The following is a 16858-nucleotide window of genomic DNA, read 5'->3' as shown; positions in this document are numbered from 1 at the left end:
AATTATTCGTTTTATTGTCGTGCCAATCGAATCGGTTTTGGCATCCATGATAGATCCGATACTCGGCAAGGATTGATATCAAGTCCACCGCGGCGAGTATAAGTTGCATAAACCATCAGCTTTTCAGGCTGCAAATTTTGCCAAACATCTGCAAAGATTTGCTCAACACACTGTTCGTGGAAACCGTTATGCTGACGGTACGAGATAATATAAGCTAAAAGACTACGATAACAAGGTTTTTTACCCTTAAAACGGATAAAAACTGTACCCCAATCCGGTTGTCCCGTCACTGGGCAGTTACTTCTCAAAAGATGAGAATACAGCTCAATTTCAACTTCTTCACCAGACTCATCCAATTTTAAAAGCGATGCATCGGGATGTTGTTCTAAACGTTCAGGTGTTAGATCATCAATACAAATACCTTGTGGCTTGGAAATATCGAGATCATCTACTTGAAATAGCGTTAGCTCAACTTTTGCGCCTGCCGCAGCCGATAAATCTTTTTCAACTGTTTCAATGAATAACGCTTTAGAGTCAAACTGAGTGAAGTTAAGACTATTGAAGTAAAGTTTTAATGACTTTGATTCAATCAAATTTGGTGAAGAAGCTGGCAGGGTAATTCTACCAATAGCAACCTGTGGAATACCGTGCGAATTTAACCAAGAGATTTCAAAAACATGCCACCAATCTTTACCTTGGGTAATGCCTTCAATATGTGAATAATTTTCACGAGATTGAGCACGTGCGATTGGAAATAACACATCGGGTTGATAGCTAGTTGGATACTGGGTTTCTTTACCCAATAAAGACTGTTCGACACTCATTCACGCATTCCTGAACCACGAGCAAGTAAATAGTAAGCAACTCCGTAAAGTACAACACAACATAATGTCACAACGATTAAAGAGAACGTAACGTTCACGTCGCTATGACCTAAAATGCCGAAACGGAAAGCATTAACCATATACACAATAGGATTAATTAAAGAAAGTTTTTGCCAAAAAGGACCAAGTGCACTAATGGCATAAAACACACCACCTAAGTAGGTGAGTGGAGTAAGTACAAATGTTGGAATAATAGAAATATCATCAAATGATTTCGCATAGACTGCATTAATGAAGCCGCCTAAGGAAAATAAAACAGATGTAATTAATACTGTATATATAGTTACGAACCAGTTATGTATAAAAAGGTCAGTAAAGAACATGCTCATTGCAGTAACAATGGCACCCACTAATACACCACGACAGATACCACCAATGACATAGCCCCATAAAATAATATGTAATGGCACAGGGCTCATAATGAGTTCTTCAATGCTTTTTTGGAATTTTACACTAAAGAAACTAGAAGAAACGTTCGCATAACTGTTGGTAATAACAGCCATCATGATCAGGCCGGGCACAATAAACTGCATGTAGCTTACGCCGCCCATTTGTCCAATACGTGACCCAACCAAATTACCAAAAATGACAAAATACAAGCTCATGGTAATCGCAGGTGGCAATAAGGTTTGGGGCCAAATGCGAAGAAATCGGCGTACTTCTTTACGAACTAAAGTCCAGAGGGCAATTTGCAGTTGGTTAAAGTTCATTTTGCCTCTCCTTCAAGATTTTTCTCAACCATTTTCACAAATAGCTCTTCGAGGCGATTTGATTTGTTACGCATACTACGAACACGAATACCTTGTGACTCTAAAAGTTGGAATAAGTCATTTAATGTATGTGCTTTATCCATGGTTACTTCTAAAGTGCTGCTATCAATTAAGTTGAATTTCACTCCAATAATGTTTAACTGGAGTGGGGCAATCGGTTCTGCTAAATCGAAAATAAAAGATTCTTCACTCAACTGGTTTAAGAAACTTTTCATACTGGTGTCTTCTTTGATGACACCGCGGTCAATGATGGCAATTTGACGACAGAGCATTTCCGCTTCTTCTAAATAGTGTGTCGTTAAAATAATAGAAGTGCCACTTTCGTTCATTTCGGTTAGAAAATCCCACATAGAACGGCGTAATTCAATATCTACACCCGCAGTAGGTTCATCTAAAATAAGAAGTTTAGGCTCATGCATCATGGCGCGGGCAATCATTAGACGGCGCTTCATACCACCAGACAGCATACGTGCTTGTATATTGCGTTTTTCCCACAAGCCAAGTTTTTCTAAATAATGTTCGGCACGTTTTTCGGCAATTTTTTTGTGAATGCCGTAATAGCCAGCTTGAGTGACTAAAATATCGAATGCTTTTTCAAATTGCCCGAAGTTAAATTCTTGGGGTACAACGCCAAGCTGCTGTTTTGCCAAGGATGGATGCGTGTCGAGATTATGCCCAAAAATCTCAACTGTTCCTGAGGTCTTTTTTGTGAGGGAGCTGATAATACCAATGGTTGTTGATTTGCCGGCACCATTTGGGCCTAACAACGCATAAAATTCACCTTCAGGCACAGTGAGGTTAATACCTTTTAACGCCTGAAAACCATTACGATATGTTTTGGACAAATCTTTTAATACCAAAGCATCAGTCATGAAATTCTCACATTATGAAAGAGGGGTATATTTTGAGCGATAATGATTAATAAACCAAGTAAAATAGTCGGAATTTTATGAAATTGGGATAAATTTATGAAGTTATTATATATAAATTGGTGCGCCCGGCGGGGATCGAACCCACGACCCCAGGCTTCGGAAACCTGTACTCTATCCAACTGAGCTACGAGCGCACATGTGTGGGGCACATCATAGGAAAAAAACACTGGTAGGTAAAGCACGAAATACGTACCAAGTGAGTTTAATGCTTAATTAAACAGCAGCTTGTTCTATTTTAGACGCGTTGTTGAATAAGCTGAATTGAATAATTGATAGAATGAAGCGTATGTGCTAGCTCATGAGGAGGAATACGTGACTCCTGTAAACTGGTAATCCATTGCATTTGGCACATTTTAAGTTCTTGAAGCGTTTTTATTTGCTCTATTTTGTGAATAAGTGGTTTTGCCATAAGGCCACAGTACTGGCTCAAGCTTTGTTTCATTAATAGTTGTATTTCTTCAAAAGAGAGTTGTTGAGCTGGAATAGATGGCTGGTCATTTTCTATATTTGGAGAAGTCACAGACGTTGATTGAGGAATCTGAATTTCTCCAATTAAATCATTACTTTTATTCTCATCAATATTTTTCTGATGTACTTCTTTAGTCGTTATAGATGTCTCTGGGGGAGATATTTGTTCGGTCAATTCTGAATAACTTTCGTTAGAAGTAGCAATGAGTTTTAAATCAATGAGCTGTTGAATTAGCTCTGGTGGGGCAATCCGTTTCTTAAACTCGGGATCGAGGCTTTGAAAATCTTCATGGTCTATTAATAGAAGTAAACGTCTTTGTTTTGCATTTAACGTGATATTACGTTGTTGAAGCGCAACTCTTCCCAAATTGGTTCTATAAAAACCAGACATTGTATTTCCCCAATATAAAAAATGAAGCAGACTGTCCAATCTTCTGAGTTGAACAGTACTGTTTTTAATAAAATATAAATGGGGTTAACGATAAAACTCAAAAATGACAATATGATGAAGAATTTATGAATATCATCTATTTAAGTTAAGTCTTTAAAATGCGCTTTCTAGAGCCTTACGTAAATAGACATCTAGCTCGTCTTGACGTAGAAGCCATTGAATATAATCTTTTGGCAGTTCAGAAATTGCCGTACCTTTATGCTTGCCAAAATTAATAGTCGTGGGGATACGGGCTTCTTCAGAAACTTGGTAAAGCTCTTCAATATCTTGAATATTTAAATGATAGATAATATGCATCAAAATATTGGCAGTTAAAATAATGTCCGCATCGGCACGGTGTGCACCTTTGAGTAATTCTCGCGCTTTACTGCTGCCTTGAGAAATCATATAAATGAGTGCAGAGATGTTGTGAGCTTCAGCATCTGGCCAAGCTTTACGTGCTAAAGCTAGAGTACAAATCGGTTTGATATGAGATACATCAACGCCACAACGAGCAATGGCAGCAATATCATAATCAATGTTATGACCAATAATATAAGTCGTGCTATCCGGTAATTGAAATGTTTTATAGTGAGGCTGGTTTTCTAGGTCAGACTCCAAGATGTGGTGGACCGCCATTGCAGCATAAGAGATCGGAGCTCCCACCTGATAGAGCTGATCAAACAATTTGCTTTTATCTAAAGTGAGTTTACCCGCATTAAGTTCAATGGGAGCGTATGCAATTTCAATAGGCAAACCATTTAGTGTATGAGTTTCTGTATCTAAAATAATGGCTTGCATCTTTTGAACCTTTAAACAATTACAAGTAACCATCAATGTTAACAGTTGGCTATCTACTTTAAAACATGGAGTAAGGCTAGATAAGCTATCAAATGCAATTTATGTTAAAAAGTAGAAAATTTAGCTGCTCATTTTGATTAAATATCACTTGCGAAAAATGAAGATTAGGCGTAATTGTTTGTAAGACATTTAAAATGTTCATTAAAAAGTAAAGCACAACAAAAATCGAATTTAAGGGATATATCAATGAAAATGAAACTGTTCATGACCAGTGTTCTTAGCACAAGTTTATTGTTGACGGCATGTGGAGATGGAAGTAGTGATGACAGTCCGGCAACTACTGATCCATCTGGTGCACCAGCCAATAATATTCAAAACCCAGTGGTTAAGGTAGATGCTTATACAAGTACTAACTTAGGATCAGTTGCTGCTGAAAGTAGTATTTTAACTTATAAAATGTTAGGTCAAAGTGGACAAGAGGTGCAGGCAACCAGTTTAGTATTTACACCAACGACACCACCACCAGCAGGCGGTTGGCCAATTGTGGTTTGGGCACATGGCACGACAGGGGTTGCAGATGCATGTGCACCGAGTAAATCAGCGTTAACAGACAGTACTAAAGATTTAATTAGTAAACTCCTTGCAGCCGGTTATGTAGTGGTTGCTCCAGATTATGAGGGCTTAGGAACCGCAGGCATACATCCATTCTTAAATGTTAAAAGTGAGGCTTATTCAATTACTGACGCCGTGGTTGCAACACGCAATTATTTATCTCAACGTAATTTATTAACTTCGAACAAATGGGTCACCGTAGGTCACTCTCAGGGTGGGCATGCTGCATTGGGCGCTGCACAATATGCAAGCCGTGCACAGCTAAACTATAAAGGTACAGTAGCGGTAGCACCAGCTTCTAATTTAGGTTTCATTTTAACTGCAGGAGAACAAGCCGTTGCCAATGCAACTTTGGATAAAAAGATTCCGATGTATGCACAGCTTGATACATATACTGCTTTAGTTACAGCCGGCATCCGAAATACACAGCCAAGCTTTGATTATTCACAGGTATTTACTTCACAAACAGCAAGTACTGCACAGCAGGCAGAAACGATTTGTGCAGGGCCATTGGGCCAAGCCTTGGCAGTTAATATGCAAACCTACGCGGCAACACATAGCGGCACACTAGATGGTTTTACGCGTACACAACCTAACTTTATGGCTGTGCCAACCGTAAAAACATTCTTAGATAAAGATTCTCAACCTCTGCAGACAAAAGTATCTACACCAATTATTATTTATCAGGGGTTAGCTGATACAACGGTTCCTAAAGTAGCGACTGATATTTTGATATCTAATGCCACTGTCGTGGGCACAAAAATTAATAGCTATGTAACGGGTAACTGGGACCATGAGACGGCAATGAGCAATAATGTAGATAACATTGTTGGGAATGTGCAAAACTTGTTGTCAGCTCAATAAGAGTAATTGATATTTAAAGTTTTTTTGTTGTTTTGAGAAGCTAAATTTAACTTTAGAAAATTATTAAATAAAAGTTTTTTAAGTGTTTATAAATTATTTTAGATTTGATGGCTCATTTTTTATAAAAATTGAGCCATTTTTATTTAAAACTGAGCTAACTTGATTCTGTTTAATTATAAAGTTCATGCTACAATATGCCGCAATCTTAGCACGGCTTAAAAGCCCTAATTTATAGGACCCCCGCTAATGTTTGCCAATATTTCCATTTCTGAATTTGATCCAGAATTAGCTCAAGCTATTGCTTCTGAAGGTGAGCGTCAAGAAGCACATATCGAGTTAATTGCATCTGAAAACTATTGCTCTCCTGCTGTGATGGAAGCGCAAGGATCAAAACTTACTAACAAATACGCAGAAGGTTATCCAGGCAAACGCTATTATGGCGGTTGCGAGTATGTAGACGTTATTGAGCAAATGGCGATTGATCGTGCTAAAGAACTTTTTGGTGCCGATTACGCAAACGTTCAACCACATGCTGGTTCACAAGCTAACTCTGCTGTTTATTTAGCACTTCTTAACCCAGGCGATACAGTTTTGGGTATGAGCTTGGCTCACGGTGGTCACTTGACTCACGGTGCAAAAGTAAGCTTCTCTGGTAAAACTTATAACGCTGTTCAGTATGGTTTAAACTCTGAAACTGGCGAAATCGATTACGAAGAAGTTGAACGTTTAGCATTAGAACACAAGCCGCGTATGATCGTTGCTGGTTTCTCTGCTTATAGCCGTGTTGTAGATTGGCAACGTTTCCGTGACATCGCGGACAAAGTTGGCGCTTACCTTTTTGTTGATATGGCTCACGTTGCAGGTCTTGTTGCTGCTGGTGTATATCCAAACCCAGTTCAAATTGCTGATGTAACAACAACAACGACTCACAAAACACTTCGTGGTCCACGTTCTGGTTTAATCCTTGCGAAAGCGAATGAAGAAATCGAGAAAAAACTTCAATCAGCTGTATTCCCTGGTAACCAAGGTGGTCCATTAATGCATGCGATTGCTGCTAAAGCAATCTGCTTCAAAGAAGCAATGTCTGATGACTTTAAAGCTTACCAACAACAAGTTGTGAAAAATGCTCAAGCAATGGCTGAAGTATTAATCGCACGTGGTTATGATGTTGTTTCTGGCGGTACAGACAACCACTTATTCTTGTTATCTTTAATCAAACAAGACGTAACTGGTAAAGATGCTGATGCTTGGTTAGGTGCTGCTCACATTACTGTGAACAAAAACTCAGTTCCAAATGACCCACGTTCTCCATTTGTGACTTCTGGTATCCGTATCGGTACTCCAGCAGTAACAACTCGTGGTTTTGGTGAAGCTGAAGTTCGTGAACTTGCTGGTTGGATCGCTGACGTGATTGACAGCAAAGGTGACGAAAAAGTTATTGCTGATGTAAAAGCGAAAGTTGAAGCTGTTTGTGCAAAATTCCCTGTATATGCAAAATAATTTGTATGTATAGAAAAAAGCGCCGTAAGGCGCTTTTTTTATATCAATTATTCCAACCCCCACCTAAAGCACGGATTAAATTTACACTTGCAATGATTTGGCCACCTTTCAGCTGTGCTGCCAATTGTTCTTGTTGCAAAATAGTCCGGTCGGAGTCAATCACATCAAGATAACTGATAGCACCTTCTCGATAGCGTAGATGAGACAGTTGATTTGCATGACGAGACGATGAGAGTGCTTGATTTTGTGCCTGAATTTGCTGATCAAGAATACGTTGATCGGACAAACCATTTTCAACTTCACGAAAGGCGTTTAGTACAGTTTGTCTATAGTTGGCGACGCTTTCTTCATAAGCTGCTCGTGCTTGAGCAACACCTGCTTTACGTTGTCCGCCATCAAATAATGGTAAAGACAAAATAGTACCAGCGACTGGACCAAGCAAGAATGTACGGCTCGACCATTTACCCAATTCGCTTAAACTTGCAGATTCATAACCTAAGGCACCCGTTAGATTAACTTTCGGAAAAAAAGCTGCACGGGCAATTCCAATACGCGCATTATCCGCTGCCATAGCACGTTCAGCAGCAGCAATGTCAGGTCGTCTTTCAAGTAAACTTGAAGGTAAACCAGCTGGAAGACGAAGACTATTTGCAGTTAAAGGTTGAACAGCCAAGCCAAAGTCAGCTGGTGTTTTGCCTAACAATACTGCAAGTGCATGCTCGGCATTGGCTCTACTACGAGCAATATTTAATGCATTAGTTTGAGCTGTAGCCAGTTCAGTCTGTGCACGAGAAACATCAAATTCGCTGACCAAACCATTCTTAAATCGGGTTTGAACGAGATCTCGTGTCTCACCAAGTAACTTAATAGTACGAGTATAAATTGCTTGTTCAGCATCAAGCTGGCGAATGAGAAAATAACCTTGCGCAACATCTGCTTGTAAGGCTAAAAGTGCCGACTGATATAACGCTTCTTGCTGTTGTAGATCCGCTGTTGCTGCATTAACACTACTGGCGATACGACCAAATAAATCGAGCTCATATGAAACATTCGCTTGAGCACGCCATAAAGTTTGTGCAGACGTATGGGCATTGTCATCTAACCCCAATGAAGCAGGAGAGGGTTTTTGACGGGTTGGGCCAAAGCCAGCACCAATACTTGGTAGGCGTTCGGCTTGTGCTGCCGAACGTATTGCACGTGAAGCCTGAATATTGGCTGCCACCGCTTTAAGATTTTGGTTGCTGGCAATCGCTTGTTGTTCTAGCTCATTCAATTGAGCATCATTAAAAACACGCCACCATTCACCTCGAACCTGCTGATCGGCAGGTTGGGCAATCTTCCAGTTATTATCTTCAAGTTTAGGGTCTGACTCTTTAAATTTGACTGGAACTATAACCTTTGCAGGTTGATATTCCGGCGCCAAAGAGCAGCCTGCAAGAAGCAGGCTCCCCATGAGTGAGGACAATAACAAGCTTTGTTTTGCTGTAGTCATCAAATGTCCTCCTTAATGATCGTGTGGGTTAGCTAATGGCGCTTCATGAACTGCTGCGGAATGCAATTTATGTTTGCTATTCAATGTACGAATCAGGACGTAAAAGGCAGGGGTCAGGAATAAACCAAAGAAAGTTACCCCGATCATTCCGAAGAACACTGCAACACCCATAGCATGACGCATTTCAGAACCTGCGCCAGTTGAAGTAACCAGTGGGACTACACCCATAATGAATGCAATAGACGTCATTAAAATTGGACGTAAACGTAAGCGGCTTGCTTCAACTGCTGCTTTAAAGGCAGTTGCACCTTGCATTTCGAGTTCCCGCGCAAATTCAACAATCAAAATGGCATTTTTACAGGCCAGCCCGACCAGTACCATCAGACCGATTTGGGTAAAGATGTTGTTATCTCCACTGGTGAGCCAAACCCCAGTAAGGGCAGCCAAAATTCCCATCGGTACAATTAAGATGACTGCTAATGGTAAGGTTAGACTTTCATATTGAGCGGCTAAAACTAAGAACACGAGCAATACGCTAATTGGGAATACCCAAAGTCCTGCATTACCAGCCAAGATTTTTTGGTAAGTTAAATCTGTCCATTCAAATTTTATACCACGCGGCAAAGTTTGAGCAGCAATACGTTCAACAGCAGCTTCTGCTTGACTAGATGAATAACCCGGCGCAGGACCACCGTTAATATCGGCTGAGGTATAGCCGTTATAACGCACCACCATTTCTGGACCATAAGTTTGAGTTACATTCACCAATGAAGATAACGGTACCATTTGTCCGGCACTGTTACGGGTTTTAAGCTGTAAAATATCTTCAGGGTTAGCACGGTAAGGAGCATCAGCTTGCGCTCGAACCTGATAAACACGTCCAAAGCGATTAAAGTCGTTAACGTACTGAGAACCTAAATAAATCTGCATGGTGTTGAAAACATCTGTCACAGCAACACCTTGCTGTTTAGCTTTTACACGATCCAAATCTACGTTTAGTTGAGGCACGTTAATTTGATAACTTGAGAACATTGGGCCAAGTTCAGGAGCTGATTGTGCTGCTTTCATAAAGTTTTGTGCAGCATCATTCAAGGCTGAATAGCCTAAGGCACCTCGGTCTTCAAGTTGAAGTTTAAAGCCGCCCATAGTTCCTAAGCCCATTACGGGTGGTGGTGGGAAAACCGCAATATAAGCATCTTGAATAGCTGAGTATTTCTGGTTTAAGGCACCTGCAATTGCATTTGCAGATAAGTCTTTAGCCTTACGTTCATCGAATGGTTTTAAGGTTACAAAGACAATACCGGCACTTGAGCTATTGGTGAAACCGTTAATTGATAGACCAGGGAAGGCAACAGCACTTTCTACACCGGGCTGTTTAAGTGCGGTGTCACTCATTTTACGAATGACTGCTTCGGTACGATCTAATGACGCGCCATTTGGCAGTTGAGCAAAGCTAATCAAATATTGTTTGTCTTGAGCGGGAACAAAGCCACCCGGAACAATATAAGAAATGCCAACTGTTAAGCCTAGAAGAGCTGCATATACACCCATTGCCGATGCTTTATGGGAGATAACACGACTTACGCCTTTACCATAGTTATCTGACGCACGTGTAAATACGCGGTTAAACAGCGCAAAGAAACGTCCGAATACAAGGTTCATAAGGCGTGTTAATGCATCAGGTTTAGCGTCATGCCCTTTCAGTAGCATGGCTGCTAAGGCAGGAGATAGCGTAAGGGAGTTAAATGCCGAAATGACCGTTGAAATGGCAATGGTCATGGCAAATTGTTTATAAAATTGCCCTGTTAAGCCTGTCATAAAGGCAAGAGGTACGAACACGGCAACCAGCGTTAAAGCAATCGCAATAATCGGTCCGCTTACTTCTCGCATGGCACGGTAAGTCGCTTCCCTTGGATTTAAGCCAGCTTCAATATTCCTCTCGACGTTTTCGACGACGACAATTGCGTCATCGACCACAATCCCGATGGCGAGGACCATCCCGAATAGTGAAAGCGCATTGATTGAGTAACCAAAAGCGAGCATGAGCGCGAATGTACCAATAATTGAAACTGGTACAGCAAGCAATGGAATGATTGAAGCACGCCATGTTTGTAAGAATAAAATAACAACCACAACAACCAGTGTAATCGCTTCAAGTAGGGTATGAACCACCGCTTTAATACTGGCACGGACGAATTGAGTCGGGTCGTACACAATGTCGTATTTAATTGAAGATGGGAAATCTTTTGAAAGTTCTTTCATTGTGCTACGCACTTGATCAGAAACTTGTAAAGCATTAGCACCCGGTGCTTGGAAAATTGGAATGGCAACCGCTTGTTTATTATCGAGTAACGAACGTAAGCCATATTGTGAAGCTGCAAGTTCAACACGAGCAACATCACCCAATCGGGTAACCGCGCCATCTGGTGCCGTTTTTAAAATAATATCAGCAAATTCTTGCTCAGTCGTTAAGCGACCTTGAGCATTGACTGAAAGCTGTAAAGGGGAATTACTTGGCGATGCACCGATTGTACCCGCTGCTACCTGAATGTTTTGTTCGCGGATTGCACTCACAATTTCAGTTGCTGTGAGATTACGTTGCGCTACCTTTTGTGGGTCGAGCCACACACGCATTGCGTAGTCACCAGAACCAAATAAACCGACTTCACCTACACCTTGTAAACGAGCCAAACGGTCTTTTACGTTGAGCACCGCGTAGTTACGCAAGTAGGTCATGTCATAGCGATTATCTGGTGAAGTCAGATGCACAACCATGGTTAAAGTAGGCGAGCTTTTTAAGGTAGTGACACCTAAACGCTGTACGTCTTCAGGTAAACGAGGCATGGCCTGAGACACACGGTTTTGAACCAATTGCTGAGCTTTGTCTGGGTCAATACCGAGCTTAAAGTTCACTGTAATGGTTAAGTTACCGTCACTGTTTGCCTGAGACTGCATATACAGCATGTCTTCAACGCCGTTGATGGATTCTTCAAGCGGAGAAGCAACAGTTTCAGCAATGACTTTCGGGTTTGCACCCGGATATTGAGCACGTACCACCACAGATGGTGGAACAACTTCGGGGTATTCCGAAATCGGTAATTTAAATACCGACAGTAAACCGGCAAGTAAAATCAGTACTGATAACACACCAGCAAAGATCGGCCGATCAATAAAGAATTTAGAAATATTCATATGTGATTAACCTTTTGCCGGAGTTGATGTTTTATCTGTTGGCTGAGGTTGAGGAGTAGTGCTGCTCGCAGTGATTTGCGCATTTGGCATAGGAACAAGATGAGGTGTAACAGGGTCACCCGGACGAATCCGCTGTAAACCATTTACCACAATACGATCACCCGCTTGTAATCCGCTATTCACGATTTGCAAGCCATCTTGTTGGGCACCGAGTTTTACTTCGCGGTAAGCAGTTTGATTTTTCGCATCAACTACTACGACAAAACGTTTATCTTGATCGACTCCAACTGCGGTTGGGCTAATCAAAATTGCTGAACGAGGTTGACCACCACCTAAACGGATGCGTGCATATAAACCCGGCAATAAAACTCCGTTTGGATTGTCAAAGGTTGCGCGGACACGAATCGTACCTGAGGTGGTATTTAAGTTATTGTCGATTGAATTGATCGTACCTTCGCGAGTAAAACCTGTTTCATTGGCAAGTCCCATATAGACAGGAACTTGTGCTGAGTTACGCTGGTTGCTGATGTATTTTAGGTAAGTTTGTTCATCAACATCGAAAGATGCGTATAGGCGTGATACTGATACTAAACTTGTTAAAACCTGTGCGCCGTTACCTGCAGAAACCACATTACCAACGGTTACTTCGGTGCGGGAAATTCGGCCGCTGACTGGTGCAGTAATACGAGTGTATTCCAGATTTAAACGTGCAGATTGAACGGCTGCTCTAGCGGCTTGAAGGTTAGCATTGGCTGATCGTGCATCATTTTCTGCCAAATCTAACTCTTGGCGAGAAACAGCATTACTCTGAATTAAACGTTGAATACGAGAAAGGTTAGAACCCGTATATGTTACTTGTGCCTCAGCCGAAGCAAGTTGAGCTTTGGCTCGATTGAGTTCTGCTTCGAAAGGACGCGGGTCAATGGTAAATAGTAAATCGCCTTTTTTAACAAGACTGCCATCTTTGAAGTGTACGGAAATGAGTTTACCTGAAACCTGTGGCCGAATATCGACTTGATCGATTGCTTCTAAGCGACCGGAATATTCTTGCCAATCGGTAATGGTTTTGCTGATGACATTAGAAATATCAACAGTTGCAGCTTGTTGGGCACTGGTCGGTGCAGCTTTTGCATCGGCATTTTCATGTAAAAACATAAAACTGCCCCCTGTAGCCAAAATGGCGACAAAGATGGCAGACAGTGCGAACTGTTTGCGAGAAAATGACATGAGGTGCTCCTAGTTATTTGGATACCTGTTTTCAGACTTTTAGTTTTGGTCCGTATGGGAGAAACAGGGTTTATGGGATGGACGGAGCATAAAAGTTTGTCAATCACGAATAAATATATTAAATTCGATAACACTATTCGTATTTTTATAACAATTGATGTGTTTGATTAAATAAATGCATTGATAGGAGTGTGCGTGTGGATCTATTTCATGCGATGAAAGTCTTTAACAAAGTTGTCGAAACAAATAGTTTCAGTTTAGCGGCTGACAGTTTAGGCCTACCGCGTGCTTCTGTAACGACAACCATTCAGGCTTTAGAGAAGCATTTACAAGTTCGCTTATTAAACCGTACCACCCGTAAACTCAGTTTGACACCAGATGGCGCGGTTTATTATGAACGGACCGCGCGAATTTTGGCCGATGTCGAAGACGTAGAATCAACTTTTCATGATTCTGAACGAGGACCCCGAGGACGACTGCGCATTGATGTTAAAGCTTCAATCGGGCGGTTGATTCTGATTCCGATGCTGTGTGATTTTCATGCCAAGTACCCCGATATTGATTTGGTGATTGGCATGAGTGATCGTCCAGTCGATTTAGTTCAAGATGCGGTGGACTGTGTCATTCGTATTGGTCAATTGAAAGATTCAAGTTTAGTTGCACGCCGTATCGGAACAATTCAGTGTGTGACAGTAGCTGCGCCACGTTACTTGATGGAACATGGCGAACCAAGAACCATTGAAGACTTACAAAAACATCAAGTGGTACATTATTTTAACAGCCGTACCGGACGCAATATCGATTGGGATTTCATGGTGAACGGTGAGATTCATAGCGTTGGTGTGAAAGGGCGTGTTTCAGTCAACGATGGCGATTCATATATTGATTTGGCAGTACAAGGTTTTGGCCTAATTCAATGTCCATATTATATGGTGGCAAAACATTTAGAGTCTGGTGCTCTTAGAGAGGTGTTGACTGAATGGTTACCTGCGCCTATGCCAATATCAGTCGTTTATCTACAAAACCGTCATTTATCGCCTAAAGTCCGTGTATTTGTAGATTGGGTAGCCGAATTATTTGCAGGTTGTCCATTGCTGAGTGGTTGTTCAATATCATTAGATCAAAAATGTGAATTTGCCAGTGCCAAAGAACATAACCATGAATACACCATTCGGACATTGGTTGAAAATGAAAATATGGCAGAGGCTTACACACTCAAAAACTAAATTAAAATTTGAGTGATTTTTCAACATTTAATGGGGTAAGGCGATCAGCTGTTTTGATAGTTTCATAAATCCTTAATTTACTGGTATAGAAATTGCAATTATTTCGGTAGAAGAGTAATTTAGAAATTGCTCAAGTTTTTTTATCACCTTATTTGGATTTTAAGGAGAAGCTTCAAGATGGCAAGCTTTATGAAAAAAATGTTCGTTTCAACAACCTTGGTTTTGGCTGCTGTTGCAACGAATGTTCAAGCAAAGGATTGGAAGGTGATTCGTTTTGGTACTGAGTCGTCTTATGCTCCATTTGAATATAAAACACCAGATGGCAAGTTAACTGGTTTTGATGTTGATTTGGGTAATGCAATTTGTGCAAAACTCAAAGCTAAATGTGTGTGGGTTGAAAACTCTTTTGACGGAATGATTCCGGCACTTAAAGCGAAAAAATTTGATGGCATTCTTTCATCAATGACAGTGACTGATGAACGTGCAAAACAAATTTTATTTAGTAGCAAAATCTACAATACGCCAACGCGTATGGTTGCAAAAAAAGGCTCACCGTTATTGCCAACACCTACTTCATTAAAAGGTAAGCGTGTAGGGGTACAACAGGGCACAATTCAAGAAACATATGCTAAAACCTATTGGGCTCCAAAAGGTGTGAGTGTTGTACCTTATCCAACTCAAGACTTGATTTACCAAGATATGATGTCTGGTCGTTTGGATGCAACTTTACAAGATGCAATCATGGTTGATGGCGCTTTCTTAAAACAACCAAAAGGTAAAAACTTCAGTTTTGCTGGTGGCAATGTAGTTGATGTCAAAACACTAGGTGTAGGCGCAGCTATTGGTTTACGCAAAGAAGATGCAGATTTGAAAGCGAATATTGACAAAGCTTTGGCTGCAATCATTGCTGATGGCACATACAAGAAACTAGAGAAAAAATACTTCTCTTTTAGCATTTACTAATGATGTGAAAAATGTCGGCTAAGTGCCGACATTTTTAAATCTATTCTCATCTCATCAATATTAGATATTGTTTTTAAGGAGAAGATGATTCATGTCTTTTTCTGGCTATGGGCCACTCCTTCTCAGCGGAACATGGATGACCATACAGCTTGCGCTGTTGTCACTCTTGCTTTCTGTCATTATTGGCTTAATTGGTGCGAGTTCAAAACTCTCTAATATTAAAGCTTTACGTTATATTGCGACCGGCTATACCACGCTCATTCGTAGTGTGCCTGACTTAGTGATTATGCTGCTGTTATTTTATAGCTTGCAGTTAGGTTTAAACCAAATTACTGAAGCACTGCAAATGGACCAAATTGATATCAACCCATTCGTGGCTGGTGTGATTACCTTAGCGTTCATTTATGGTGCATATTTTACAGAGACCTTTCGTGGTGCATTTCAATCGGTTCCAACGGGACAAATTGAAGCAGCAATGGCCTATGGGATGACGCCGTGGCAGGTTTTTCGACGTGTTTTATTCCCTCAAATGATGCGTTTTGCATTACCTGGTATTGGTAACAACTGGCAAGTTTTGATTAAAGCGACCGCACTGGTTTCCATTATTGGCCTAACTGACATTGTAAAAATTACGCAAGATGCAGGTAGAAGTACCATGCAATTGTTCTTTTTCAGCATCGTCGCTGCTGCGATTTATTTGGCAATTACCACCGTATCAAACCTGATTTTAATGTGGCTTGAACGTCGTTATTCTGCTGGTGTAAGGAAGGGGCAATTATGATTGAAATCCTTCAACAATATTGGAAGGCATACCTTTGGACCGATGGCCTACAAATGACCGGTGTCGCGATGACTGCTTGGTTATTGGTGCTTTCAATCGGTATTGGGTTTGTGCTTGCCGTGCCTTTATCACTTGCACGAGTATCAGAAAATAACTGGTTACGTGGCCCAGTTTGGCTGTTTACTTATGTGTTTCGTGGAACACCACTGTACATCCAATTGTTAATTATTTACTCGGGCATTTATAGCTTTGATTATGTCCATGAACACCAAGCACTCGATGCATTCTTTCGAGAGGGCATAAATTGCACCATTTTGGCATTCGCGCTCAATACTGGTGCATATACCACTGAAATCTTCGCTGGAGCGATCCGTTCTATTCCACATGGTGAGATTGAAGCTGCTCAAGCGTTCGGTATGTCAAAATGGAAACTCTACACACGGATTATCATTCCGTCGATGTTACGCCGTGCTTTACCGTTTTACGGCAATGAAGTCATTTTAATGTTGCATGCGACAACCATTGCATTTACTGCAACAGTTCCCGATATTTTAAAGATTGCGCGTGATGTGAATGCCGCAACCTATGACACTTTCAATGCTTTTGGAATTGCCGCGGTGTTATATGCAGTTTTGGCATTCATTTTGATTTGGATATTTCGTAAGTTGGAAAAACGTTGGTTGGCATTTTTAAAGCCATCGAATCATTAGGAGACA

14 protein-coding genes, 1 tRNA gene and 1 pseudogene are annotated in these 16858 nt (G+C 41.0%); 6 read left to right on the top strand and 10 right to left on the bottom strand.

What is annotated here, in order from left to right:
• Positions 1-11: 11 nt before the first annotated feature.
• The 6 genes from queF to RMA95_RS00835 form a co-directional block, all read right to left on the bottom strand.
• The gene (gene queF, locus RMA95_RS00860) at positions 12-824 is read right to left on the bottom strand and encodes an NADPH-dependent 7-cyano-7-deazaguanine reductase QueF (RefSeq protein WP_311069324.1); all 813 of its coding nucleotides are present in this window, start codon (positions 822-824) and stop codon (positions 12-14) included.
• The gene (locus tag RMA95_RS00855) at positions 821-1594 is read right to left on the bottom strand and encodes an ABC transporter permease (RefSeq protein WP_077165428.1); all 774 of its coding nucleotides are present in this window, start codon (positions 1592-1594) and stop codon (positions 821-823) included. Before RMA95_RS00855 ends, queF begins: the two co-directional genes overlap by 4 nt.
• Positions 1591-2526, bottom strand: a complete 936-nt coding sequence (locus RMA95_RS00850; RefSeq protein WP_004700452.1) for an ABC transporter ATP-binding protein — start codon at positions 2524-2526, stop codon at positions 1591-1593. The genes RMA95_RS00855 and RMA95_RS00850 overlap by 4 nt, the downstream gene beginning before the upstream one ends.
• Before the next feature lie 117 nt (positions 2527-2643).
• Positions 2644-2720 (bottom strand) — tRNA-Arg (locus RMA95_RS00845).
• Between the two features lie 101 nt (positions 2721-2821).
• A complete protein-coding gene (locus RMA95_RS00840; RefSeq protein ID WP_311069323.1) occupies positions 2822-3445 on the bottom strand; it encodes a hypothetical protein in 624 nt (207 codons plus the stop codon).
• 153 nt (positions 3446-3598) lie between these two features.
• Positions 3599-4285: a 3'-5' exonuclease gene (locus RMA95_RS00835; protein WP_191028966.1), complete on the bottom strand. Its 687-nt coding sequence runs from the start codon at positions 4283-4285 to the stop codon at positions 3599-3601.
• Positions 4286-4531: 246 nt separating this feature from the next.
• On the opposite strand from RMA95_RS00835, the gene RMA95_RS00830 reads away from it, so the two are divergent.
• On the top strand, positions 4532-5761 hold the full coding sequence (locus tag RMA95_RS00830; protein ID WP_311069322.1) for an alpha/beta fold hydrolase: 1230 nt from the start codon (positions 4532-4534) through the stop codon (positions 5759-5761).
• A gap of 108 nt (positions 5762-5869) precedes the next feature.
• Here the strand turns inward: RMA95_RS00830 and RMA95_RS00825 are convergent.
• Positions 5870-5947: pseudogene (locus RMA95_RS00825) on the bottom strand (hypothetical protein); the annotation flags it as partial.
• A 60-nt stretch (positions 5948-6007) separates the two neighbouring features.
• Here RMA95_RS00825 and glyA point away from each other — a divergent pair.
• A complete protein-coding gene (gene glyA / locus RMA95_RS00820) occupies positions 6008-7261 on the top strand; it encodes a serine hydroxymethyltransferase (RefSeq protein WP_191028968.1) in 1254 nt (417 codons plus the stop codon).
• A gap of 43 nt (positions 7262-7304) precedes the next feature.
• On the opposite strand, the gene RMA95_RS00815 is transcribed toward glyA, so the two are convergent.
• The 3 genes from RMA95_RS00815 to adeF are packed head-to-tail and all read right to left on the bottom strand — an operon-like array spanning position 7305 to position 13172.
• Entirely contained in the window at positions 7305-8753 is a 1449-nt protein-coding gene (locus RMA95_RS00815) for an efflux transporter outer membrane subunit (RefSeq protein WP_311069321.1), read from the bottom strand.
• Positions 8754-8765: 12 nt separating this feature from the next.
• Positions 8766-11945, bottom strand: coding sequence for a multidrug efflux RND transporter permease subunit AdeG (gene adeG, locus RMA95_RS00810; RefSeq protein WP_311069320.1), 3180 nt, complete (start codon positions 11943-11945; stop codon positions 8766-8768).
• Between the two features lie 6 nt (positions 11946-11951).
• Positions 11952-13172, bottom strand: coding sequence for a multidrug efflux RND transporter periplasmic adaptor subunit AdeF (adeF, locus tag RMA95_RS00805; protein WP_311069319.1), 1221 nt, complete (start codon positions 13170-13172; stop codon positions 11952-11954).
• 197 nt (positions 13173-13369) lie between these two features.
• On the opposite strand from adeF, the gene RMA95_RS00800 reads away from it, so the two are divergent.
• The 4 genes from RMA95_RS00800 (at position 13370) to RMA95_RS00785 (ending at position 16852) form a co-directional block, all read left to right on the top strand.
• Positions 13370-14398, top strand: coding sequence for a LysR family transcriptional regulator (locus RMA95_RS00800; protein ID WP_311069318.1), 1029 nt, complete (start codon positions 13370-13372; stop codon positions 14396-14398).
• A gap of 177 nt (positions 14399-14575) precedes the next feature.
• Positions 14576-15361, top strand: a complete 786-nt coding sequence (locus tag RMA95_RS00795; RefSeq protein ID WP_002049251.1) for an ABC transporter substrate-binding protein — start codon at positions 14576-14578, stop codon at positions 15359-15361.
• A gap of 91 nt (positions 15362-15452) precedes the next feature.
• The gene (locus RMA95_RS00790) at positions 15453-16142 is read left to right on the top strand and encodes an ABC transporter permease (RefSeq protein WP_004700487.1); all 690 of its coding nucleotides are present in this window, start codon (positions 15453-15455) and stop codon (positions 16140-16142) included.
• Complete coding sequence (locus RMA95_RS00785) at positions 16139-16852, top strand: ABC transporter permease (protein WP_019457142.1); 714 nt, start codon at positions 16139-16141, stop codon at positions 16850-16852. Before RMA95_RS00790 ends, RMA95_RS00785 begins: the two co-directional genes overlap by 4 nt.
• Positions 16853-16858 lie beyond the last annotated feature (6 nt).

It is taken from the genome of Acinetobacter sp. V110_1 (assembly GCF_031798975.1).
Lineage (GTDB): Bacteria > Pseudomonadota > Gammaproteobacteria > Pseudomonadales > Moraxellaceae > Acinetobacter > Acinetobacter nosocomialis_A.
Note: the sequence above shows the minus strand (reverse complement) of the source record. Positions and strands in the feature narration are given on the sequence as shown.